Here is a 23,687-nt window from a genome sequence, read left to right as displayed (position 1 = left end):
GGGCCCGCGAGCGCGCTCGCCATGATCCCGAAGAAGGGGTCGGCGATGTCGTTGACGAGGATCCCGACCAGGTCGGACGTGGCCGCGGCGAGCGCGCTCGCGGGCCCGTTGAGCACGTAGTCCAGGTCGTCCACGGCGCGCAGCACCCGCTCACGGGTGGACGCGGCCACGGGATAGTTCCCGTTCAGTACGCGCGACACCGTCGCGGGCGAGACCTGGGCGCGGGCCGCCACGTCCGCCAGGGTCACCGTCATCTCGTCGTCCTCCGGTCACGCGACCTGTCGTCTGCCGCGTTGCGTTGCGTCGCTGTAAGTTGTCGCACTTTGCGTATTCAGGTCCATACCTGTGCAGGCCCTGTAGACCTTATGACCTACGGCCCCCGCGGTTCGTCCCCTCGAACAAATCGGCCTCTCTGTGCTCTTGTCCGGACCGCTGGAGAGAGGCTAGCTTCTTCCTGTATAGAAAGCGCTTGCTGCGCACCTATGAAGCCGAGGCCTCTGTGGCACCGATGAAGGGAAAGACGTGACACGCAAGACGGTGCGTATCGCCATGAACGGCGTGACCGGACGCATGGGCTACCGCCAGCACCTGGTCCGCTCGATCCTCGCCCTGCGCGAACAGGGCGGTCTCGACCTCGGCGACGGCACCGTGCTGTGGCCGGAACCGATCCTGGTCGGCCGCCGGGAGCACGTGCTGAAGGCGCTCGCCGAGCAGCACGGCCTGGACCCCGAGAACGTCTCCACAGACGTCGACGAGGTCCTCGCCGACCCGACCGTCGACATCTACTTCGACGCGCAGGTCACCTCCGCGCGCGAGGAGTCGATCCGGAAGGCGATCGCGGCCGGCAAGCACATCTACACGGAGAAGCCCACCGCCACCGGCCTCGACGGCGCGCTGGAACTGGCCCGCCTGGCGAACGCGGCCGGTGTGCGCCACGGCGTCGTCCAGGACAAGCTGTTCCTCCCCGGCCTGCTCAAGCTCAAGCGCCTCATCGACGGCGGCTTCTTCGGCCGCATCCTCTCGATCCGGGGCGAGTTCGGCTACTGGGTCTTCGAGGGCGACTGGCAGACCGCCCAGCGCCCGTCCTGGAACTACCGCTCCGAGGACGGCGGCGGCATCGTCGTCGACATGTTCCCGCACTGGGAGTACGTGCTCCACGAGCTGTTCGGCCGGGTGAAGTCCGTCCAGGCCCTCACCGCCACCCACATCCCGCAGCGCTGGGACGAGAACGACAAGCCGTACGAGGCCACCGCCGACGACTCCGCCTACGGCATCTTCGAACTCGAGGGCGGCGCCATCGCCCAGATCAACTCCTCCTGGGCCGTGCGCGTCAACCGCGACGAGCTGGTGGAGTTCCAGGTCGACGGGACCGAGGGGTCCGCCGTCGCTGGGCTGCGCAACTGCCGTGTCCAGCACCGCAGTTCGACGCCCAAGCCGGTCTGGAACCCGGACATCCCGGCGACCTACTCCTTCCGCGACCAGTGGCAGGAGATCCCGGACAACGCCGAGTTCGACAACGGCTTCAAGGCCCAGTGGGAGCTGTTCCTCAAGCACGTCTACGCCGACGCGCCCTACCAGTGGGACCTGCTGGCCGGCGCCCGTGGTGTCCAGCTCGCCGAACTGGGCCTGAAGTCCTCGGCGGAGGGCGTCCGTCTCGACGTGCCGGAGATCACGCTGTGACCATCCAACTCCCGGACTCCAGCGGTGTGTTGAGCGCGTACGAACCGCGCTCGACACCCCTCGCCCTCACTCCCGGCACCCCCTTCACCTCCCGTACGGTCTACTCGGCGGCCCATGTCGTCGCCGACCCGTACGCCGACGTGTCCCCGGACTCCCCGGCCGCCGTCGACTGGGACTCGACGCTCGCCTTCCGCCGCCACCTCTGGTCCCACGGCCTCGGTGTCGCGGAGGCCATGGACACCGCCCAGCGCGGCATGGGCCTGGACTGGGCCGGCGCCGCGGAGCTGATCCGCCGGTCCGCCGCCGAGGCGAAGTCGGTCGGCGGGCTCATCGCCTGCGGCGTCGGCACCGACCAGCTCACCACCCCCGGCGCCTCCCTGGCGGACATCCGCGAGGCGTACGAGGAGCAGCTCGCCCTCGTCGAGGAGGCGGGCGCCAGGACGATCCTGATGGCGTCCCGCGCGCTGGCCGCCGCCGCGCAGGGCCCCGAGGACTACCTCGACGTCTACGGCCATCTGCTGCGCCAGTCCGCCGAGCCGGTGATCCTGCACTGGCTCGGCCCGATGTTCGACCCGGCGCTGGAGGGGTACTGGGGGTCGGCCGACCTCGACGCGGCCACCGAGACCTTCCTCGACGTCATCGCCGCCCACCCCGACAAGGTCGACGGCATCAAGGTTTCGCTCCTCGACGCCCAGCGCGAGATCGACATCCGCCGCCGACTCCCGCGCGGCGTGCGCTGCTACACGGGCGACGACTTCAACTACCCCGAGCTGATCGCGGGCGACGAGCAGGGCTTCAGCCACGCCCTCCTCGGCATCTTCGACCCGCTCGGCCCGCTGGCGGGAGAGGCGGTGCGCGTCCTCGACACGGGTGACACGGCGGGCTTCCGCGAACTCCTCGATCCCACGGTCGAGTTGTCCCGCCATCTCTTCCAGACGCCCACCCGCTTCTACAAGACGGGCGTGGTCTTCCTGGCCTGGCTGGCCGGCCACCAGTCGCACTTCACCATGGTCGGCGGGCTCCAGTCGGCCCGCTCCCTGCCGCACTTCGCGCGCGCCTACCGACTCGCCGACGGACTGGGCCTGTTCCCGGACCCGAAGCTCGCGGAGGAGCGGATGAGGAACCTGCTGTCCCTGTACGGAGTGAACCAGTGAGCACCACCAGCAGCAGCACCAGTGCCACCAGTGGCGGGGATCTCTCGCGCTTCAGCATCAACCAGATGACCGTGAAGCAGCTCTCGCTGCCCGAACTGGTCGATGCCTGTCTGGAGTTGGGCGTCCCTGGAGTGGGGCTGTGGCGGGCGCCCGTCCAGGAGTACGGCGTCGAGGCCACGGCGAAGCTGATCCGCGACGCGGGCCTCGCGGTCACCACCCTCTGCCGGGGCGGCTTCCTCACCGCGACCGACCCGGCGGAGCGCGCGGAGGCCGTCGCCGACAACCGCAGGGCCGTCGACGAGGCGGCCACGCTCGGCACGGACACCCTCGTCCTGGTGTCGGGCGGCCTCCCGGCCGGTTCCAAGGACCTGTACGGCGCCCGGGAGCGCATCGCCGACGCGCTCGCCGAGCTGGGCCCGTACGCCGAGTCGCACGGCGTCCGTCTGGCCATCGAGCCGCTGCACCCGATGTACGCCGCCGACCGCTGCGTGGTCTCGACGCTCACCCAGGCCCTCGACCTCGCGGAACGCTTCCCCTCCCACCAGGTCGGCGTCACGGTGGACACGTACCACATCTGGTGGGACGACCACGCGCCCGCGCAGATCGCCCGGGCCGGCGTCGGTGGCCGTATCCACAGCTTCCAACTCGCCGACTGGACCACCCCGTTGCCCGAAGGCGTCCTCAACGGCCGGGGGCAGATCGGGGACGGCTCGATCGACATGCGGGAGTGGAAGGCGTACGTCGAGGCGGCCGGTTACACCGGTCCCATCGAGGTCGAGCTGTTCAACGACGCTCTGTGGGCCCGGGACGGGCGCGAGGTGCTCGCGGAGACGGCGGCGCGGTTCGTGGAGCACGTGGCGTAGCCGTTCGTACCAGCCCGTCCGTACCCGGTGATGCGCCGGGTACGGACGGTTCCGCTGTCGCCAAGGTGCTCAGGCGCGGATCTCGACGCCGTGCGAGCGGTCGTCGGTGAGGATCTCCATCAGGGCGCGGTGTTCGGTGCGCAGCCGGTCGACCCTGCCGGTGACCTTGTTGCGGATCTCCAGCTCGCAACTGGTGATCTTGGTGTTGAGGCAGTGCTTGATACCGCCGGGCGGGTTGTAGTAATTGAGCCCGACGAACTGCTCCTTCTCCGCCAGGAACCGGCCGACGACGGTGACGGTGTCGTCGCTCGTGCTGAAGTCCCAGTGGAAGTAGCCGAATTGGGCCTTCGCCGTCAACGCCCGGCGCATCGAGACGAGTTGGTACTCGCGTTCGTCGTGGCGCAGGACGAGGAAGGTCGCCATCGGTGTCCGTACCGGGCCGATCTTCGCCCGCGCGGTGACGATCTCCAGGAAGCTGTCCGGGGCGTCGTCGAACCCGGCGACCTGCCCGAAGGCGTAGTAATCGGTGTGCTGGCTGCCCCAGTTGTGGTTCTGGCTGCCCGTCCAGCCGTCCACGTCGACCGACTCGCCGTCGACCGTGAGGGAGCCGTCGAAGCGGGCCAGCGGCATCCCGACCAGGCTCTTGGCCTTGGGGAAGCCGCCCTCGTACATCTTCTGCGGCAGCAGGAACAGGGGCGGTTCGGTGCCCCCGTACGTCAGGTCCCAGCCGATGGAGCCGTTCGGGCCCGTCGCCTCGCCCTTCAGGCGGCCCGGTTCCAGGACGCGGTCGCCGACCCGCGCGCCGAACGTCCCGCGCCGGAAGTCGCACTCGGCGATCGGGTACTCCTCCTTGGCGACCACGTGCCGGCCGGTCACCCCGTCGAAGTACACCGCCCACAGCTCGCCGATGGCCGACTCCGGCATCCCCGCCGGGCTGAAGACGGTGTACCGGATCCAGAAGGCGCGCGGCTCCGTCGGATGGTTTCCGCGCTGGTAGAAACTCTCGTAGTGGCCCTGTGGCCGGGCCGGGTCGTACTGGACCGTGTTGAGCGGCAGGGTGTGCGGATCGTCCTGGCGCGTCACCATCAAGGGCTCCAAATGCATTGCGATGGGCGGGAGTTCAGCGGGCGGGTTCGGGTTGGCGGCCGGTCAGTGGCGTGGGCGTGGTCGGCGGTCGTGCAGGGTCATCACCATGCCGTAGCGGGGGCGCAGGGTGATCGTGGCGTGGTCGACGACCCGGTGGGACGGGACGTGCCGGAACTCGTAGCGCTGGAGCAGCGCGGCGAGAAGCAGGTGCGCCTCCATGAGCGCGAAATGCTTGCCGATGCACAGGTGCGGCCCCGCGCCGAAGGGGAGGTAGGCGAACCGGTGCCGTTTCCCGGGGGCCCTGCCCTCCCCGGTGCGGAAGCGGTCGGGGTCGAAGCGTTCCGGGTCGGGCCAGTGGGCGGGATGGCGGTGGATGTTGTGCAGGTTGACCAGGACGCGGGAGCCCGCCGGGACCCGGTGGCCGCCCAACTCGGTGTCCTTCAGGGTCAGTCGGGGCACGATCGGTGCCGACGGGTACATCCGCAGCGACTCCTCGAAGACCTGGAGCGTGTACGGCATGGCCCGCAGGTCGTCGACGGTGGGCAGCCGTCCGCCGAGGGCCCCGTCGACCTCGCGCTGTACCGCCGCCAGGACGTCACGGTGGCGGGAGAGGAGGTAGAAGGTCCAGCTCAGGGTGACCGCGGTCGTCTCGTGCCCGGCGGCGAACGTGGTGATCACCTCGTCGCGCAACTGGCGGTCGTCCATGCCCGCGCCGGTGTCCTCGTCCCGGGCGTCGAGCAGCATGTCCAGCAGGTCGCCGCGCCGGACATGCGCGAGGTCCGACTCAGCCTCGGCCCGGCGTTCGCGGATGATGCGGCAGATCAGGGCGTCGATCCCGTCCATCACCTCGCGGAAGCGCCGGTTGCGCGGGGTCGGCCAGTTCGTGGGCGGGCTGAAGGGGTTCTGGAGGCGGTCGAAGGCGAAGTTGATCGCCACCTCCACCGCGTCCGGGCCGAGTTCGCCGAGGCCCTCGGTGATGTCGGTGCTGAACATGCACCGGCTGACGATGTCGAGCGTCACCCGCATCAGCTCGGTGTGCAGATCGACGGCGTCACCGGTGCGGTAGGTGGCCGCCATGTGGGCGAGCTGGTCCTCGACCGAGGCGGACATCGTACGGAACATCGAGGTGAGGGCCTGTTTGCTGTAGATCGGCTGCATCATGCGGCGGTTGGTCAGCCAGCTCTCGTGGTCGTCGCCCGTCAGCAGCCCCTCGCCGAGCACCAGCCGCAGCGGGTTGTCGGCGCCGAGCTTGCCGTAGACGGCGCTGTCGGTCAGCACCTCCCCGGCCAGCTCCGGGCCGGACACACCGTGCACGGACACCGGGCCGAGCCGGTAGCGGACGAGGTCGCCGCCCTCCCGCCAGCCCTCGCGCATCGTGGCGAGGATGTCCCTCCGGAAGTCGAGCACACTGCCGAGCACGGGCAGCCCGGCCACTTCGGGAGCGGCCCGGCCACTGAGCGGAGCACCAACTCGGGCGCTCATCCGGCTGGTTGCCCGGTCACTCACCCGACTGTCGGCCCGATTGTCCGCCCGATCGCCCACCTGGCTGCTCACTTGCTGCCCAGGGCGCAGACCCAGCCCAGCGAACGGCGGGGCTCGGCGACGAACCGGGTGTCCTTGAAACCGGCGACGTCGAGCATCGCCACCAGTTCGGCGCCGGACAGGATGCGCAGCCCGTCCCGCTCGGACCGCTCGGTGAAGCGCCGCCCGAAGAGCAGTTGGGTGAGCGTCGGTACGGCCGACGCCTCCCGGCTCATCTCCAGGGTGACGGCCAGCCGCCCGCCGGGTTTCAGTACCCGGTACGCCTCGGCGAGTCCGCGCGCCGGGTCCGGCCAGAAGTAGAACGTCTCGATCGCGCTGACCCGGTCGAACGTGTTGTCCTCGTACGGCAGTTGCCCGACATCGCCCCGCCGGATCGCCACCTGGCCCCGGCCGACGGCGTCGGCGTTGCGACGTACGGCCTGGCGGACCATCGTGGGCGAGTAGTCGAGCCCGGCGACGAAGCCCGACCCGGCCCGCCGGGCCAGCAGTTCCACGGCCATTCCGCTGCCGCAGCCGAGGTCGAGCACATGATGGCTCCGGCGGACGTCCAGATGTTCCGTCGACCACCGGGTGAGCCCCCGGTGCTGCACGGTCATCAGATGCCCGACCAGGGCACCCGGCGCGCCCGCCGGGCGACGGAAGTTCTCCTGCAACAGACGGTAGGGACCTCTGGTCACCGCGTTCGCACCAGGCATGGGCTTCCCTTCTCTCTCGGTTCTCTCGGTCTCCACCAGGTCTTACGATCCACCGCGCGGGTGTCCCTCGCGTGGATTCGCGCGCACTTGGCCGGAAGTGTCAGAGTTCGGCGCTCACTCCGCGCCACGTACCCGGCGGTCCAGGCGGTCGAGGTGGCGCCGCAGCAGCAGCCGCCCCGGCCCGCCGAGCGGCAGCCGTGGAGTGGCCGAACGGTGCCAGGGCAGCGGCGCCCGACCGCTGTCCACCACCCCTCGGCCGTCCGCCAACTGCCGGGCGACGTAGGCCCCGTGGGCGATCGACAGGGCGAGCCCGTGTCCGCCGCAGCCACCGATGAACCACATCCCCGGAACTCCCGCCAGCGGACCCACGACGGGCAGATCGTCGAGGGTGACGCCGATCCGGCCGGTCCAGCGGTGGGTGACGGTGGCATCGGCGAGCAGCGGGTGCAGGGCCCGCATCCGCTCCGCCAGCCACCGCCAGGTCGCCACACGCGCCCTGTCGTCCCGCCGGGCCCCGGCGCTGCCCGGCGGACCCGGCAGCGAGGCCCGGCCGCCGCCCAGCACCAGGCGCCCCTCCGGCGTCAGCCGGAAGTACGGGGCCAGCGGCGCCGCATCGACCCACGCGGCCCCCGACGCCTCCCCGAGCGCCTCGCGCACCGCCGGTTTCAACGGCTCGGTGGCGATGGCGTGCACCTCCAGCGGGACCACCGTGCCCACCGGGAGGCCGAGGGCACCGGCCCCGCCGTTGACCGCGAACACCCCGGCGCCGGTACGGAGTTCACCGCCCGGGAGGACCAGCCGGGTGCCGCCGGTGCCGCCGGTGCCGTCGGCCCGGTGACCGAGGACGGGTGACCGCCCGTACAGCCGGACACCGCCCGCCGCGCAGGCCCGGGCGAGCGCGGCGGTGAGCCGGGCGGGGTCCAGGGTGGCCGCCCGCCGGTGGAGCAGCCCCGCCTGGCAGGGCACGTCGATGCGCTCGCGGACCCCGGCCGCCGATAGCGGCGGTACGTCCAGGCCGAGGGCGCGGTAGGCCGCCGCCTGTCGGGACAGCCGCGCCAGGCCCTCCGGCGAGCGGGCCACGACCAGCTGCTCGCCGGTGCGCACCGGCACGTCCAGGGCGCGGCACAGGTCCAGGGCGGCGGCCACCGCGTCCTCGCTGGCCCGGTGCATCCTGCGGGCCGCGTCCGGGCCGTGGCGGCGGATCGCGCGGTCCACGGGCGGGCCTGCCCGGGGTCCGAGCAGGCCGGTGCCGTGGCCGCTGGCGCCGGCCGCCGGATGGCCCGCGTCGACCACGGCGACATCGGCGCCGGGTGCGTAGCGCAGCAGATGGTAGGCGGTGGAGAGGCCGGCCAGGCCGGCGCCGACCACGGTGAAATCGGCGCTCGACAGGCCTCGTACGGACGGGAGTCGGTGATCCTCGGGCCGTCCGCCCCGCCACGGCGGGGCCACCGTCACCGGCGTTTCCACGGCCCCGTACGGCTGCGGTCGCTCACCCATGGCGCATCCCGGGCCTGCCGTGAAAGCCGCGGTCGTACCAGAGCAGCGGATGCCCGGTGCCGGTGTGGGCGGCGAGGACCTCGCCGACGACCAGGTGGTGGTCGCCGTACGCCCGTACGTCCGTCACCGCGCAGACGGACCAGGCGAGGACGTCGGGGCGGACGGGCACGTCATGGACGTACTGGGCGGGTTCCTCGCCGAACCGCTCGGCGGCGGTGGCGAGCGGGTCGGCGCAGCGCTCGGCCCAGGGGCGGTGCCGTTCGTCGAGGACGTGGAGGGCGAAGGAGCCGTGGTGGCGGAGGGCGGCGAGGGTACGGGAGGAGTTGGCCAGGCAGAGCGACATCAGGGCCGGGGACGCGGAGACGGCCGCCGCCGAGGAGACCGTGGCACAGACCGGGCGCCCGGACGCGCCCCGGGTGGTCACGACGCACACGCCGGACGCCAACTTGGCGTACATGTCCAGGCATTGGGCGACACCGGGTCGCATCGCCAGGGACGACACGGGGTCAGCCATGCCGGGAGGCGGTGAGGTCCAGGGGGGTCATGGGGGTCACCCGGCCCAGAAGCCCTTCGAGGATGCGCAGGATGTTGTCCCGCAGGGTGCTCTCGGCGACGGGGTCGAGAATGTCCGCGAGGGAGGGGATCCCGAGGTCGAAATCGGACCGGAAGGTGACGACTGTGACCGCCGCCGCACCCTCGTCGTCCACTTCCCCGTCCCGTTCCTCGCACACCCAGGAGCCGTGGAAGACCTCGAAGTCGCCCTTGGTCTGCTCGAACTCGACGGTGAGGGTCTCCGGGACGAAGCGGTCGAGTTCGCTCCACCGCATCAGCCCGTTGCGGAAGACGACACTCCAGTCCGACCGGAGCGACCCGTCGGCCTCCGGCGGGTGCACCACGACCTCGTCCACCTTGTCGGTCAGTTCGGGATAGCGCCGGAAGTCGCAGATCAGTTCGTACGCCTGACGGGCCGTACGCTCCTCGGCGACCACCTGGACGATTACTTCACGCATGAGTAATTCCCCCCTTTTTTTGTGGGTTACTGAGGTGATCAAAAGGCGTTGGTCTCGCGCCCGAGCCGCCACAGCGCGCCCGGCCTTACCCGCCCCTGGAAAGCGATGTACTCGGGCAGCACGACATGCGGCGCCCATTTCTCCTTGTAGTCGAGCTGAGCGGCGGCGGGATAGACACGCTCGCCGTGCTCGCCGAGAAAACGCAGAACGCGTGCCACCGTTCCACTGGCGCCCGGCACTTCGAGGGCCGGATCGAGTCCGACGAACGGCGTGAATCCGAAGTGCAGCCACTGTCCGTCGTCTTCGCCGGTCATTCGCTCGATCGCGGTCGAGTTGAGGAGTTCCATGGTGCCGGGCGGGGCGTCGGACCGGCGCCGGCTGAGATCGTGCAGCCAGCCCGGACGGCTGCCGAAGGCGGGGGAGTAGCTGATGTATCCCACTGTTCGCCCGTCGACGGTGCCGGTGAAGAGGCGCTGGTGTTTCCGCTCGGGCCCGTCGCGTTCCCCGACCAGGAACCGCAGTTCTTTCGTTCCCCGCCCTTTTCCGCGCAGCCATTCACGGTCGAGGAGATCGAGTTCGCCGGAATTGTCCGAGGGGCTGGTCTCGGTGACCTCCACCCCGGCCCGCCGGGCCCGGGAGATCTTGTTGCGCAGCCGCACGAACGGCGACCCGCGCAGCGTGAACCGCGCCAGCTCGACGGCGTACGAAGCGCCCATCTGGTTCACGGTGAACCCGCGCGAGGCGTACAACTGGGCGTCATCGGCCTGGAGTTGTACGGCGATGACGCGCCGGCGCTGGGCCGTGGCCTGGTCGAGGAACGCGTCCAGCAGACCGGCGCGGTCGCCGGGGGCGGCGAAGGGGCCGCCGAGCTGGAGGAGATGGCGCCCCGCCGGACGGAAGGCGCAGACGCCGTCGTGGCGCTCGTCGAGAAAGAACTCGTTCCCGCTGTTGAGGGCGAGGAACGCGCTGGGATTGTCGGCGTGCGCCGACACCAGGTCAAACGCGGACGGCATCGTGCCCCTTCCCGTCGTAGGCCCGCTGGAATTCCGCGAAATCGGGGTGGGTGGCGGGCTCGAAGGGGATACCGAACGGTTTGAGGGAGTTGCCGAAGAGAGCCCGGTCGCCCATGAGATGGATCGGCAGCGCCAGCAACGCCCATTCAGCGCCGGCCAGCCAGCTCCACAGGCCGGCGAACACCGCCCAGGTGACGAGCGAGTGCATGACGTTGTAGGCGACGTAATAACCGCGCCCCACGCGTCCGTCGGGACTTCTCCGGTGGGCGATGGCGCCCGGGATGTATCCGACGACATCGATGACGAGAAACAGGGCGACGAAAAGCCACCAGCGGATCTCGGAAAGATGCGTCAGGGCGGCGGCGGAGGAAATGACGAGAGCGACCGACCACTCAAGCCGGGCGAGCCGGGACGTGGTTCTGGTGTGGAAGAGATTCCTGGCATCCAAAAAAGGCCCCCGAGCCTGGACTGAGACATTCTCATCAGTCTTTACGGCCCGGGGGCGGGGCGTCCCTCACGGAAATATCGGAGCGGGGGGCCTGGCGGCCATGGCGCGGGACCGAGCGGGGTCCCGGGCCATGGCCGCTCTCGGTGGGGCCTGTGCCTACGCCAACTTTCCGTAGACCGACAGCTCGGCGCTGGCCATCACGTAGCAGCCGAGGTCGAGCGAGCCGGGGTAGCAGAGCCCGATGTCGTCGCCCTGGGTGGTGAGCATCGTGTACCGGATGTACCTGACGCCGTTGCCGGTGCCCGCGTCCAGCGTGACCGGGGTGGGCGCCATCGTGCTGAAGGGGAAGGCGCCCGTGGCGGCGGTGGTCCATGTCGTACCGTCCGCGGAGGTCTCCACCCGGTAGTGGCCGGTCGCGACGGTGGGATACGGGATGCAGCTCGGCGTCGGGTCGATCACCAGTTGGGTGATGTCGATCTTTGTCGCCAGCTTGAACACGGCGTTCCGTCCTTCGGGCGCGGGCGTCGACAGCCAGCCCACCTCGCTCGACTGGTCGATCATCTTGTCCGGGCCGCAGCGCGGGCTGAAGTCGGTCCCGGTGAAGCTGACCACCGAGCCGCCGCCGGCCGCCGCCGCGTAGTTCCGGCGGACCGTCCAGTCCTGGCTCATCTCGTGCGACGGTATGGCCAGCGTCTTCTGCTCGGGCTCGTACCCCGCTCCGCGGGCCGACACCTTCGCGTAGACGCCGGGCAGGATCCCGGAGATCGTGTAGGTGCCGTCCGTGGCCGTGGTGGCGACCAGGCCGCCGCCGAAGCCGGAATCGTGACCGCCGAAGGAGATCGTGAGGCCGCCGGCCGGCGCGCCGCTGTCCTTGTCCGTGACCGTGCCGGTGAGCGTGCCGCGCGGGGTGTCCGCCGCCGGCGGCATCGAGAAGTCCTCGACCGGCGAGCCGTCGTCGCCGCCGGTCGCCGCGGCGAAGTAGCCCATGCCTCGGTGGGCGAAGACCTTCCAGATCTTCTTCTGCGACTTGCCGCCGTTGACCACGAGGTCGGCCTGGAGGATCGAGTTGCGTTCGTCGAGGAAGGACGGGTTGTCCGGGGACAGTTCCATGGCCCGGGTGACCAGCGACTCGGCCTGCTCGCTGCCGATGGCCCTGCGCAGGTCCCACAGGGTCTGGCCCCAGATCTCGCCGCCGTCGTGCGGTTCGATGTAGCCGCTGATGCGGCCGAAGTCGCCGTACGTGTAGCCGCCGGGGCCGACGAACGAGGTACCGGGGCAGACGTCGGCGGGGGCACCGACAGTGCAGTCGAGCGGCTCCGTGCGGATCGTGTTGCCGTTGTTCCAGTACTTGCCGACCTTCACGTCACCGCTGGCCGGCGTGTCCTTCTCCAGGCCCTGGGAGACCATGTAGTCCTCCGCGTACCAGTCGCTCCACCCCTCGCCCATCGAGCTGGGCTGCACACCACGGAGGGTGGAGATGCCGCCCGGGTCGGTCACGAGCCGGTTGGACAGGCCGTGCGTGTACTCGTGATACACCGTGTCCGCCGAGTCGCCGGAGTTGCCCGCGGGGACCGCCGTGGACGGCTTGAGGAGATACATCTGGAGGCGCGGCGGGGTGCCGTCCGGCGGCGTGTGCATGCTCGCGTTGTTGACGTGATCCCCGTCGGGCAGTCCGTTGGCCTTGTCCGCGCCGTCGTCCGACTCGCCCTGTACGGCGTCCCCGTCGGCCGCGTCGAAGTTGCCGGCGGCACGGGTGAAGCCGATCGGATCGGCCAGCAGGTGGTCGTGCATGTTGCCCATGAAGGTGAACATCTGGACCGCGTTCTGGCCCCGGTTGACCTGCCAGGAGTTGGGCGTCTTCGGATCCCACGAGCACTTCAGGGTTGCCGAACAGGGAGCGCCGACAGCACTGTTGAAGTCGGTGAACGGGTAGTCGAAGGTGCCGTTCGTGGTCGGGGCCACCTCCTCCGACGGGTCGGCGGTGCCATTGTCGTTGACGTCGGAGTAGACGTGCGCGTTGTAGCCGTCCAGGCGTGGGGAGTTGTCCGGCAGCCAGTCGCTCAGATCCACCCACCGCTGCTTGCCGCCGATGGCAGCGCCCGGATAGTTGGGGAACGCCCGGCCGACGTCGTTCTCCACGATGTTCTGCCGGTACAGGACCCGGCCGCTGCTCGCCTCGATGACGTGGATGAAGCCGTCGCGGAGCAGGAGCGTCTCCCAGGCGAGCCGGGGCCCGGTCGCGGTCTGGAACCACACCTGTTTGACGTAGCCGCCGTCGCTGAACCCGGTCGTGCGCTGCGGTCCCCGCGCCGCCTTCGAGACCTTCGCCGGGGTTCCGGCGACGTCCTTGACAGCGATGTCGCGGGCGGCGGTGGCGGAGAGCCGGGCGCTGCCCAGGGCCGCCGGGAGGTGCTTGACGGGTGCGCCGTCCACCTGGATCAGCCGGCCGTCCTTCGCCACATGCGCCTTGAGGCCGTTGCCGAAGACGGGCACGCCGTCGACGGTCTGTACGAAGCTGAGGTGGTGGGTGCCCTCGATGTCGACGTAGTCCCGGCGCAGGGTCAGACCGGCGACGGCCTGCGCGGTCAGGCCGAAGACGTCGGCGTGCGCGCGGACGTAGTCGAGCGCGACGGCGACCGGCTTCCGCCTGCTGGCGGCGGTCAGGAACCCGTCGGTGCGGGCGACCCGGCGCGGAGTGCCGGTGGCGTTGTCGATGTCGACGATGCCCTGCACCCCGAGCTTCTCCCGCAGCTTCCGTATGACGGCCGGGCGTGGCCCCGCGTTGGCGGAGCGCCCGAAGGCCACGGGCAGACCGCCCCCGTCACCCAGGGCGGCGCGGCTGTCGTAGTCGTACTGTGCGATCTGCCGCCGCTGTTCCCGCTGATCAGCGGTGCCGACCGGGTTCGGTGCGGCGTGTGCGGTGACCGACAACAGGCTGCCCAGCAACGCGATTCCGGTGGCAGCCGCCACCTTCGTTCGCCGTCTCGCGGACGGGCCGAATACCTGGCTCAACTGTGCCCCTCTCCATCTCGGGCCCGGCTCAGCCCAGAGCTGGAGAGGAAGCCCCTGCCGACCCGCGACCCACTGGTGTGGCCCCGATGAGCGCTTATGGTCGCGGCGATCAAAAACCTTCACTAGTCACGGGCACGCAGTTTTTCTCCCCTCGGCACTCGGTTCTGTGACAAGCAGTCAAGTGCCGTTACCCCGAAGGGAGTTCATGTCACGACATGGCCGGTGTGCGGCATCCGGCGTCTCCAACTACAGAAGCCAGGAAACGACTTCGTAACACACCTCTTGTCAGAACTTGAACGGACTCCTACAGTCCGGCGAAGAGGGAGTGTGTGGGGGCCGCTCCCTTCCCCCCCTCAAGTCATCCGAGCAATGGAGCCGCGATGTCTTCCGTACTTCTCAGACATGTACGCCTGACAGCTGTCGCCCTGGTGGCGCTGTCCCTGCTTCTCCTGGGACAGCCACGAGCCCATGCGGCGTCCTGGGGATCCCCCCAGGCCGTCAACTCGTGGAACACCATCAACGCGCGGTGGACCGCCAACAACGAGCTGGAGACCTACGTCCCCGGCTGCGTCTGGTACGAGGGAAGCACCCTCGTCATCAAGACCTACAAGTCGGGCAACTCATACTTCTCGGGCCGCGTGGAGTCCAAGGCGCTCTACGGCTACGGGACTTACAGCTTCACCGCGAACATGCCCAACGGCCGGGGCCTGCTGCCCGCGGTCTGGGCGGCCTATCTGAACCCGTGGCTGCCCGAGTTCGACGCCGCCGAGATCGTCGGCCAGAACCCGAACACGGTCTACCAGACCTCCCACGACGTCAACAACGCCCAGACCCAGTTCTCGAAGACGAACTCCGCCGGCTGGACCAACACCTACCACCAGTACTCGTTCACCTGGTTCCCGGACCACATCGACTTCGCCGTGGACGGCACCGTCACCGGTACCAAGTGGTACACCACGCCCCGGGGCGTCGGGATGCGCTTCATCGTCAACACCGCCGTCGGCGGCGACTGGCCGGGCAACCCGGACGCCTCGACCTGGGCCACGGGGGACGGCGCGAGGTACCTGAAGGTCTCCTCGATCACCTACACCCCGTACAACCCGTAGATCCATGAACCCGTAAGGGCTAGAAGAACACCCCGCAGCGCAGCAGCACGTTCGCGTACGGACGGGCCTCACCCGTCCGTACGACGAGCCGCGCGCCCGCCGACAGCTCCGGACGGCACCCCGGCCCGGAAGGCCAGGTCCACGACGCGCGCCCCGGCCGGGACCGGCATCCTGGCGTCGCACACCAGCACCCCGTGCCCATGCCTCAACTCGGCCGGCGCGCCCGCGAGATGACGGTTCAGGACGCCGCCCCGCCTCACCGGACCGCACCTCGCACGGTGTCGTCGGGCGCGTCTCCCGGCCCGGTTTCCCGGCCGGGGGTCCGGGGGTTGTCCCCGGGGAGGGCACCGCACAGCGCCTCGACCTCCTCGGCGGTCGGGAAGGACTTCTGGGCCCCGGCCCGCGTCACCGCCACCGCGCCCACCCGGGCCGCGTACGCCGCGGCCTGGACCGGCGACTCGCCCGCACCCAGCCGCCACGCCAGCGCGGCGGTGAACGCGTCGCCCGCCCCCGTCGTGTCCACGGCGTCCACCTTCACCGACGGCACCCGTGTCCGCTCCCCGGCCCGTACGGCGACCAGCGCGCCCTCCGCGCCCAGGGTGATGACGACCGAGCGCGGCCCCAGCGCCAGCAGCGCCTTCGCCCAGTCCTCCGGCGAATCGCCCAACTCGGCGTCCGTACCGGCGATCACGCGGGCCTCGTGCTCGTTCACGATCAACGGGTCGCAGGCGGCCAGGACTTCACGCGGCAACGGGCGGGGCGGGGACGGGTTGAGGACGAACCGGCTCTCGGGAGACAGGTTCCGTACCGTCTCCACGATCGACTCCAGCGGAATCTCCAGTTGCGCCGACACCACCCGCGCGGCCTGGAACAGGCTCCCCGCCGCCCGGATGTCCTCCGGCGACAGCCGCCCGTTGGCGCCCGGCGACACCACGATGCTGTTGTCGCCCGACGGGTCCACCGTGATCAGCGCGACCCCCGTGGGCGCCCCGCCCACCAGGACGCCCACCGTGTCGACGCCGGCGTCCCGCAGCGAGTCGAGCAGCAGGCGGCCGTGGCCGTCGTTCCCGACCCGCGCGAGCAACGCCGTACGGGCACCCAACCGGGCAGCCGCGACAGCCTGGTTGGCGCCCTTGCCCCCCGGGTGGACGACCAGGTCGGAGCCGAGCACCGTCTCACCGGCGGCGGGCCGTCGCTCGACCACGGTCACCAGGTCGGCGTTGGCCGATCCCACGACCAGCAGGTCGTAGTCGTGCATGAACATTCTCCCCATACAGATCAGTTGTACCGGCCGACAGCCGGGCAGTCGGCCGATTGTCCGCTTCTGTCACCCGGTCCCGTGACTTGGCCCCGTCACCGGCCCTGTGACCGGCTCCTGCGGCGGACAGGGCCGGGCGGCCCCGACTGGAGGCGCGCCCGGCCGTACCCGCTCGCTCCTCCCGCTCGCTCTCCCCGTTCGGAGAGCTCTTCCGGGAGCTCTTCCGGGAGCTCTTCGGGGAGCTCCGCTCGGAGGGATCGGCTCAGCCGCCGAACGCCGCCACGTTCTCCTTCGTGACCACCTTCACCGGCACCATCACCGCCTTCTCGACACCCTTGCCCTCGGCGACCCGCAGAGCGTTCTCCACCGCGATCCGCCCGAGCTCCTTGGGCTGCTGGGCGACCGACGCGTACAGCGAGCCGTCCGCGACCGCCTTCAGCCCGTCCGGCGTGCCGTCGAAGCCGATCACCTGCACCGACCTGCCGGCCTTGGCGCCGAGCGCCTTGATCGCGCCGAGCGCCATCTCGTCGTTCTCGGCGAAGACTCCGCTGATGCCGGGGTTGGCCTGGAGGAGGTTGGTCATGACGTCGAGGCCCTTGGTGCGGTCCCAGTCGGCGGGCTGCTTGGCGACGACCTTGATGCCCGGGTAGGCCTTCAGCCCCTCGGCGAAGCCCGCGCCGCGCTCACGGCTCGCGGAGGTGCCCGCCTGGCCCTGGAGGACGACGATCGTGCCGTTGCCGCCCAGCTTCTCGGCGAGCGCCTTCGCGGCCTGCCTGCCGCCCGCCGTGTTGTCGGAGGCGACGAGCGTGGCGGTGTCCGCGTTGTTGACCGACCGGTCGACCGCGACGAGCGGGATCCCGGACTTGTTCACGGCCCGCGCGGCAGGACCCGTCGCGTCCGAGTCCACCGGGTTGACGATGATCGCGCCGAGGCCCGAACTGGTGAAGTTCTGCAACTGGTTGGCCTGCTGGGAGGCGTCGTTCTGGGCGTCCGTGACGGTCAGGTCCACGCCGAGCTTCTCCGCCTCGGCCTGGGCACCGGCCCGGATCTGCACGAAGAAGGGGTTGTTGAGCGTCGACAGGGACAGCCCCACCTTCTGGGTCGTAGCGGCCGACGAGCCGCCGTGCAGCAGCGAGGTGGCCCCCACGACGGCCACCGCGACCACGGCGGCAAGCCCGTACGTCAGCACCTGCCTGCGCCGGTCCCCGCCACCGGCCGCCCCGGCGGACGTCACCGAGGCCCCGCTCTTCCGCCGCGCCGAGTCGAGCAGCACCGCCAGCGCGATCACGACACCGATGACGACCTGCTGCCAGAACGCGGACACGGAGAGCAGGTTGAGGCCGTTCCTGAGCACGGCGAGGATCAGCGCGCCGATCAGAGTCCCGGACGCCTTACCGGTACCACCCGCCAGACTCGCCCCACCAATCACGACGGCCGCGATGGCGTCCAGCTCGTACCCCTGTGCGGCCTGCGGCTGCGCGGAGGACAGCCGCGACGCGAGCACGATGCCCGCCGCCGCGGCGAACAGCCCGGACAGCGCGTAGATCGCCAGCTTCTGCCTCTTGACCCGCAGCCCGGACAGCCGGGCCGCCTCCTCGTTGCCGCCGATCGCGTACATGGCACGGCCCAGGTAGGTACGGGCGAGGATGAACGCGGTGACGAGCCCCATGGCCACCATCACCAGCACGGGCACCGGCAGCCAGCCGCCCAGCGTGTCACCGAGGTGCGAGACCGAGTCGGGGAACGCGATCGGCGAACCCTGCGAGATCACCAGCGACAGACCGCGCCCCACCGACAGCATGGCGAGCGTCGCGATGAACGGCGGCAGTTTGCCGTACGAGATCAGGAAACCGTTGACGAGCCCGCACGCGATGCCGGTGACGACGGCCAGGACGACCGCTGTCGCGACCGGTATGCCCTCCGAAGTCGCCGCCCAGGCAAGGACGGTGGCCGACAGCGCGGCGACGGAACCCACCGACAGGTCGATGCCCGCCGAGACGATGACGAAGGTGACACCGAAGGCGAGAACGGCGGTCACGGCCGCCTGGACGCCCACGTTGAGCAGGTTGTCGGTCGTCAGGAAGTCGCCGGACAGCGCCGACATCGCGATGACGAGGACGATGAGCGCGCTCAGCGCGCCGTTGTCGAGCAGCACGCGGCGCAGGCCGCTCGTGGCGCCACTCGCGCCCGCGTTGCTCTTGAGCGTGTCAGTGGCCACGGGAGCCCTCCACAGCGGTAGTTCCATTGTTCGTACTGGCATTCGTGCCGATGTTCGTGCTGACGGCGAGCGCCATCACGGAGTCCTGGGTGGCCTCGGCGGCCGTGAGTTCACCGGCGATCCGGCCCTGTGCCATCACCAGCACCCGGTCGCTCATCCCGAGCACCTCGGGCAGATCGCTGGAGATCATCAGTACGGCGGCACCGGCGGCCGTCAGTTCGTTGATCAGCTGGTAGATCTCGACCTTGGCCCCGACGTCGATACCGCGCGTCGGCTCGTCGAGGATCAGCACCCTGGTGTCGGCGAGCAGCCACTTGCCGATGACGACCTTCTGCTGATTGCCCCCGGAGAGGGTGCGCACCTGCTGGCCGAGCCCGGTCATCCGTACGCCCAACTGCTCGGCGACCTTCGCGGCGGCGGCCCGCTGCCCCTTGAGGTCGACGAGACCGCCCTTGGTCGCGGCCCGCAGGGTGACCAGGCCGAGGTTCTCCTTGACGGAGGCGTCCAGCACCAGCCCCTGCCCCTTGCGGTCCTCGGGCACGAGCCCGATCCCGGCGGCCATGGCGGCCCCGACATCGTTGCCACGCACGCCGGCGCCCGCGACGGACACGGAACCCCGGTCGTAGGGATCGGCGCCGAAGACGGCACGCGCCACCTCCGTACGCCCCGCCCCGACCAGCCCCGCGATGCCGACGACCTCACCGGCCCGCACCTCGAAACTCACGTCGTGAAAGACACCGTCCCGGGTGAGCCCCTCCACCTTGAGCAACGCGCCACCGGCCTCGACTGCCTCCCTCGGGTACTGCTGTTCGATCGACCGCCCGACCATGAGCCGTACGAGCTCGTCCTCGGGTGTATTGGCAGGCACCCGCCCGACACTCTTCCCGTCGCGAATAACCGTCACCCGATCCCCCAGGGCGGCGATCTCGTCCAGGTGATGGGTGATGAAGACGATCCCGACGCCGTCCTCGCGCAGCTTGCGCACGATGACGAACAGCTTCTCGACCTCCTCCGAGGTGAGCACGGCGGTCGGCTCGTCCATGATCAGCACGCGCGCGTTCAGGCTCAGCGCCTTCGCGATCTCGACCATCTGGAGCCGCGCGATCCCGAGTTCACGCACACGCGCGCGTGGCGACACGTTCACCCCGACCCGCTCCAGCAGCCCGGCGGCCTCGGCCTCCATCCGCTTGCGGTCGATCATCCCGTAGCGGCGCGGCTGGCGCCCCAGGAAGATGTTCTCGGCGACCGTCAGATCGGGGACCAGGTTGAACTCCTGGTAGATGGTGGCGATCCCGAGACGCTCGGAGTCCTGCGCCCCGTGGATACGGGTCTCCTCGCCGTCGACGAGGACGCGGCCGGCATCGGGGCGATAGGCGCCGGAGAGCATCTTGATGAGGGTGCTCTTGCCCGCTCCGTTCTCGCCGAGCAGTACGTGCACCTCACCCCGGCGCAGCTCGAAGTCGACGCCGTCGAGCGCGACCACACCGGGGAAGGACTTCCGTATGCCTTCGATGCGCAGCAACTCGTCCTGGTTGCTCACGACGTACTCCTGTTCGTCACGGGGGGCTGTGCGGAGGTGGCTGTGGGCGCGGCGGGCTCCCCGCACGACCGCCGTACGACGAGCCGTGCGGCCAGCGTCACGGACTGCGGCGGGCGGCCCTCGATCATGTCGACCAGGGCCCGGACGGCGGCCCGCCCCAGCTCCCCGGTCGGCTGTGCGATGGCCGTGACCGGCGGATCGGTGTGCACGAACCACGGGATGTCGTCGAAGGCCGCGAGCGCGATGTCGCCCGGAACCCGCATCCCGCGCGCGCGTACGGCGTCCAGCGCGCCCAGCGCCATCAGGTTGTCGGCCGCGAACACGACCTCGGGCGGCTCGGCCAGGTCGAGGAACGTGTCCGTCACACGGCGCCCGCTCTCGGCCTGGAAATCGCCCTGCCCTATGTAGGCGTCCGGGAGCGGCAGTCCGTACTCGGCGAGGGCCTCCCTGAAGGCCTCGACGCGCTCGCTGCCGGTGGTGGTGGCCGCCGGGCCCGCGACGATCGCGAGCCGCCGGTGACCGAGCCCGTACAGGTGCGCGACGAGATCCCGGACGGCGGCGCGCCCGTCCGCCCGTACGACCGGTACGTCCACGCCCGGGATCCAGCGGTCCACGAAGACCATCGGGGTGCCCCCGCGCGCGGTGTCCAGCATCAGCGGGGAGCCGCCGTCGGTGGGGGAGACCAGGAGGCCGTCGATACGACGGTCCAGCAGGCTCCGTACGTGGTGGTCCTGGAGGTCGGGCTGTTCGTCGGCGTTGCCGATGATCACGCTGTAGCCGAGGGCGCGGGCCTCCTCCTCGACCGAGCGGGCCAGGGTCGTGAAGTACGGGTTCAGCACATCGCTGATGACCAGGCCGAGGGTGCGGGTCTGGTCGGTGCGCAGGGAACGGGCGACGGCGTTCGGGCGGTAGCCCAGTGCCTCGACAGCGGCCAGCACGCGTGCGCGTGCGTCCGCGCTGACGGACGGATGGTCGTTCAGGACCCGCGACACCGTGGCGACGGACACGCCCGCCTCGGCGGCGACATCCTTGATGCTCGCCATCGCCGGACCACCTCCTTGTGGTTCGTTCATGGAATCGATTACATCCCTGCGTGCGACTGATTGGAATCGATTACAAGCGGATTAATCAAGACTTCACCCCGGTCCCGAGACCGGATTGTGATGCCCGGACGTCAGCTCTCCCCACACCCCCGGCCCGTTGTCACACCTCACCGGTACCGTCGGATCATGGCTCAACAGGCGGGGAACCCCACGGGCGAGCGGCGACTCGCCGTCCTCGAAGGTGTGCTCGAACGCATCACGTACGCCAACGAGGACAACGGCTACACGGTCGCCCGCGTCGACACCGGCCGGGGCGCCGGTGACCTGCTCACCGTCGTGGGCGCGCTGCTCGGCGCCCAGGTCGGCGAGTCGCTGCGGATGGAGGGCCGCTGGGGCTCCCATCAGCAGTACGGCAAGCAGTTCACCGTCGAGAACTACACGACCGTCCTGCCCGCCACCGTCCAGGGCATCCGCCGCTACCTCGGTTCCGGTCTGGTCAAGGGCATCGGCCCGATCTTCGCCGACCGCATCACCCAGCACTTCGGTCTGGACACCCTCCGGATCATCGAGGAGGAGCCCAAGCGGCTCATCGAGGTGCCGGGCCTCGGCCCCAAGCGCACGAAGAAGATCGCCGACGCCTGGGAGGAGCAGAAGGCGATCAAGGAGGTCATGCTCTTCCTCCAGAGCGTCGAGGTCTCCACGTCCATCGCCGTGCGCATCTACAAGAAGTACGGCGACGCCTCGATCTCCGTCGTGAAGAACCAGCCCTACCGCCTCGCCTCCGACGTCTGGGGCATCGGTTTCCTCACCGCCGACAAGATCGCCCAGTCCGTAGGCATCCCGCACGACAGCCCCGAGCGCGTCAAGGCGGGCCTCCAGTACGCCCTTTCGCAGTCCACCGACCAGGGTCACTGCTACCTCCCCGAGGAACGCCTGATCGCGGACGCGGTGAAGCTCCTCCAGGTCGACACCGGCCTCGTCATCGAGTGCCTCGCCGAACTCGCGGCGCCCCCGGAGGAGGGCGAGGACCCCGGTGTCGTACGGGAGAAGGTCCCCGGCCCCGACGGCGACCCGGAACCGGTGACGGCCGTCTACCTGGTCCCCTTCCACCGGGCGGAACTCTCCCTCTCCGCCCAGCTGTTGCGCCTCCTGCGCACCGGGGAGGACCGGATGCCCGCCTTCCACGACGTGGCCTGGGACAAGGCGCTGAGCTGGCTCCAGGGGCGTACGGGGGCCGAGTTGGCCCCCGAGCAGGAGGCGGCCGTGCGGCTCGCGCTGACGGAGAAGGTCGCCGTCCTCACCGGCGGGCCGGGCTGCGGCAAGTCCTTCACGGTCCGCTCGATCGTGGAACTGGCGCGCGCGAAGAAGGCCAAGGTGGTCCTCGCCGCCCCGACCGGCCGCGCCGCCAAGCGCCTCGCCGAACTCACCGGCGCCGAGGCCTCCACCGTCCACCGCCTCCTCGAACTGAAGCCCGGCGGAGACGCGGCCTACGACCGGGACCGCCCCCTCGACGCCGACCTGGTGGTGGTGGACGAGGCCTCGATGCTGGACCTGCTGCTCGCCAACAAGCTGGCGAAGGCGGTCGCGCCGGGCGCGCACCTGCTGTTCGTCGGGGATGTGGACCAACTCCCCAGCGTCGGCGCCGGAGAGGTCCTGCGGGACATGCTGGCCGACGGCAGCCCGGTCCCGGCCGTCCGGCTCACCAAGGTCTTCCGGCAGGCCCAGCAGTCGGGCGTCGTGACGAACGCGCACCGGATCAACTCCGGGCAGCATCCGGTCACCGACGGCATGAAGGACTTCTTCCTCTTCGTCGAGGACGACACGGAGGAGGCCGGCCGGCTCACCGTGGACGTGGCCGCACGGCGAATTCCGGCCAAGTTCGGCCTCGATCCCCGGCGCGACATCCAGGTGCTCGCGCCGATGCACCGGGGCCCGGCGGGCGCCGGAAACCTCAACGGGCTGCTCCAGCAGGCGATCACCCCGGGCCGCCCCGACCTCCCCGAGAAGCGGTTCGGCGGCCGGGTCTTCCGGATCGGCGACAAGGTCACGCAGATCCGGAACAACTACGACAAGGGCGAGAACGGCGTCTTCAACGGCACCGTCGGCGTCGTCACTTCCCTCGATGAGGTGGAACAGCGCCTCACCGTGTTGACGGACGAGGACGAGGAAGTGCCGTACGACTTCGATGAGCTGGACGAACTCGCCCACGCCTACGCCGTGACCATCCACCGCTCCCAGGGCAGCGAGTACCCGGCGGTGGTCGTCCCGGTCACCACGGGTGCGTGGATGATGCTTCAGCGCAATCTTTTGTATACGGCCGTCACGCGCGCCAAGAAGCTCGTCGTCCTGGTCGGTTCACGCAAGGCGATAGGCCAGGCGGTGCGCACGGTGTCGGCCGGACGGCGCTGCACGGCACTGGACTTCAGGCTGCGCTCGTAGCCCGTGGCCGTCGCGGCGGACCGGTGCGCCGGGCGTCACTCCCGTGACGGCCGTCACAACAGTCGTGAAAAATGATCGATCAA

General features: G+C 70.3%; 19 protein-coding genes and 1 pseudogene. 5 read left to right on the top strand and 15 right to left on the bottom strand.

Annotated features, from left to right (window positions below):
* Positions 1–254, bottom strand: a 254-nt coding sequence (locus AOK08_RS13270) for a LacI family DNA-binding transcriptional regulator (RefSeq protein ID WP_157876661.1), incomplete at its 3' end; no start/stop codon positions are given.
* A gap of 268 nt (positions 255–522) precedes the next feature.
* Between AOK08_RS13270 and AOK08_RS13265 the strand changes: the two genes are divergently transcribed.
* From AOK08_RS13265 to AOK08_RS13255, 3 genes are all read left to right on the top strand, one after another.
* Positions 523–1,680 (top strand): Gfo/Idh/MocA family protein, encoded by a 1,158-nt coding sequence (locus AOK08_RS13265; protein WP_055525725.1) that lies wholly within the window; start codon positions 523–525, stop codon positions 1,678–1,680.
* Positions 1,677–2,834 carry a dihydrodipicolinate synthase family protein gene (locus tag AOK08_RS13260; protein WP_055525724.1) on the top strand — a complete coding sequence of 386 codons (1,158 nt, stop codon included), beginning with the start codon at positions 1,677–1,679 and terminating at the stop codon, positions 2,832–2,834. The genes AOK08_RS13265 and AOK08_RS13260 overlap by 4 nt, the downstream gene beginning before the upstream one ends.
* A gap of 65 nt (positions 2,835–2,899) precedes the next feature.
* Positions 2,900–3,697 (top strand): sugar phosphate isomerase/epimerase family protein, encoded by a 798-nt coding sequence (locus AOK08_RS13255; protein ID WP_055525729.1) that lies wholly within the window; start codon positions 2,900–2,902, stop codon positions 3,695–3,697.
* 69 nt (positions 3,698–3,766) lie between these two features.
* Here AOK08_RS13255 and AOK08_RS13250 read toward each other — a convergent pair whose 3' ends face one another.
* The 9 genes from AOK08_RS13250 to AOK08_RS13210 form a co-directional block, all read right to left on the bottom strand.
* Positions 3,767–4,783 (bottom strand): hypothetical protein, encoded by a 1,017-nt coding sequence (locus AOK08_RS13250; RefSeq protein ID WP_055525723.1) that lies wholly within the window; start codon positions 4,781–4,783, stop codon positions 3,767–3,769.
* 63 nt (positions 4,784–4,846) lie between these two features.
* Positions 4,847–6,265 (bottom strand): cytochrome P450, encoded by a 1,419-nt coding sequence (locus AOK08_RS13245; protein WP_055525722.1) that lies wholly within the window; start codon positions 6,263–6,265, stop codon positions 4,847–4,849.
* A gap of 68 nt (positions 6,266–6,333) precedes the next feature.
* Entirely contained in the window at positions 6,334–7,020 is a 687-nt protein-coding gene (locus tag AOK08_RS13240; RefSeq protein ID WP_055525721.1) for a class I SAM-dependent methyltransferase, read from the bottom strand.
* Positions 7,021–7,134: 114 nt separating this feature from the next.
* Complete coding sequence (locus AOK08_RS13235; protein ID WP_079053999.1) at positions 7,135–8,517, bottom strand: NAD(P)/FAD-dependent oxidoreductase; 1,383 nt, start codon at positions 8,515–8,517, stop codon at positions 7,135–7,137.
* Positions 8,510–9,031 (bottom strand): flavin reductase family protein, encoded by a 522-nt coding sequence (locus AOK08_RS13230; RefSeq protein ID WP_055525719.1) that lies wholly within the window; start codon positions 9,029–9,031, stop codon positions 8,510–8,512. The genes AOK08_RS13235 and AOK08_RS13230 overlap by 8 nt, the downstream gene beginning before the upstream one ends.
* Positions 9,024–9,527 (bottom strand): SRPBCC family protein, encoded by a 504-nt coding sequence (locus AOK08_RS13225; RefSeq protein ID WP_055525718.1) that lies wholly within the window; start codon positions 9,525–9,527, stop codon positions 9,024–9,026. The genes AOK08_RS13230 and AOK08_RS13225 overlap by 8 nt, the downstream gene beginning before the upstream one ends.
* A 38-nt stretch (positions 9,528–9,565) precedes the next feature.
* A complete protein-coding gene (locus AOK08_RS13220) occupies positions 9,566–10,540 on the bottom strand; it encodes a bifunctional lysylphosphatidylglycerol flippase/synthetase MprF (RefSeq protein ID WP_055525717.1) in 975 nt (324 codons plus the stop codon).
* Positions 10,524–10,988 (bottom strand): hypothetical protein, encoded by a 465-nt coding sequence (locus AOK08_RS13215; RefSeq protein ID WP_055525716.1) that lies wholly within the window; start codon positions 10,986–10,988, stop codon positions 10,524–10,526. The genes AOK08_RS13220 and AOK08_RS13215 overlap by 17 nt, the downstream gene beginning before the upstream one ends.
* 156 nt (positions 10,989–11,144) lie before the next feature.
* Positions 11,145–14,000, bottom strand: coding sequence for a M36 family metallopeptidase (locus AOK08_RS13210; protein WP_241826935.1), 2,856 nt, complete (start codon positions 13,998–14,000; stop codon positions 11,145–11,147).
* Positions 14,001–14,380: 380 nt separating this feature from the next.
* Here AOK08_RS13210 and AOK08_RS13205 point away from each other — a divergent pair, with 380 nt between their 5' ends.
* Positions 14,381–15,106: a glycoside hydrolase family 16 protein gene (locus tag AOK08_RS13205; RefSeq protein WP_055525714.1), complete on the top strand. Its 726-nt coding sequence runs from the start codon at positions 14,381–14,383 to the stop codon at positions 15,104–15,106.
* A gap of 19 nt (positions 15,107–15,125) precedes the next feature.
* Here AOK08_RS13205 and AOK08_RS13200 read toward each other — a convergent pair.
* From AOK08_RS13200 to AOK08_RS13180, 5 genes and pseudogenes are all read right to left on the bottom strand, one after another.
* A pseudogene (locus AOK08_RS13200) lies at positions 15,126–15,366 on the bottom strand (RbsD/FucU domain-containing protein).
* On the bottom strand, positions 15,363–16,364 hold the full coding sequence (locus AOK08_RS13195; protein ID WP_055525728.1) for a ribokinase: 1,002 nt from the start codon (positions 16,362–16,364) through the stop codon (positions 15,363–15,365). Before AOK08_RS13195 ends, AOK08_RS13200 begins: the two are co-directional and overlap by 4 nt.
* A 262-nt stretch (positions 16,365–16,626) precedes the next feature.
* Entirely contained in the window at positions 16,627–18,582 is a 1,956-nt protein-coding gene (locus AOK08_RS13190) for an ABC transporter permease/substrate-binding protein (RefSeq protein WP_055525713.1), read from the bottom strand.
* A complete protein-coding gene (locus tag AOK08_RS13185) occupies positions 18,572–20,122 on the bottom strand; it encodes a sugar ABC transporter ATP-binding protein (protein ID WP_055525712.1) in 1,551 nt (516 codons plus the stop codon). The genes AOK08_RS13190 and AOK08_RS13185 overlap by 11 nt, the downstream gene beginning before the upstream one ends.
* On the bottom strand, positions 20,119–21,165 hold the full coding sequence (locus tag AOK08_RS13180) for a LacI family DNA-binding transcriptional regulator (RefSeq protein WP_055525711.1): 1,047 nt from the start codon (positions 21,163–21,165) through the stop codon (positions 20,119–20,121). Before AOK08_RS13180 ends, AOK08_RS13185 begins: the two co-directional genes overlap by 4 nt.
* Positions 21,166–21,351: 186 nt before the next feature.
* On the opposite strand from AOK08_RS13180, the gene recD2 reads away from it, so the two are divergent.
* Positions 21,352–23,604, top strand: a complete 2,253-nt coding sequence (recD2, locus tag AOK08_RS13175; protein ID WP_055525710.1) for an SF1B family DNA helicase RecD2 — start codon at positions 21,352–21,354, stop codon at positions 23,602–23,604.
* Positions 23,605–23,687 lie beyond the last annotated feature (83 nt).

The organism is Streptomyces graminilatus (assembly GCF_001418565.1).
Lineage (GTDB): Bacteria > Actinomycetota > Actinomycetes > Streptomycetales > Streptomycetaceae > Streptomyces > Streptomyces graminilatus.
This window is presented reverse-complemented; position numbering and strand designations above follow the sequence as displayed.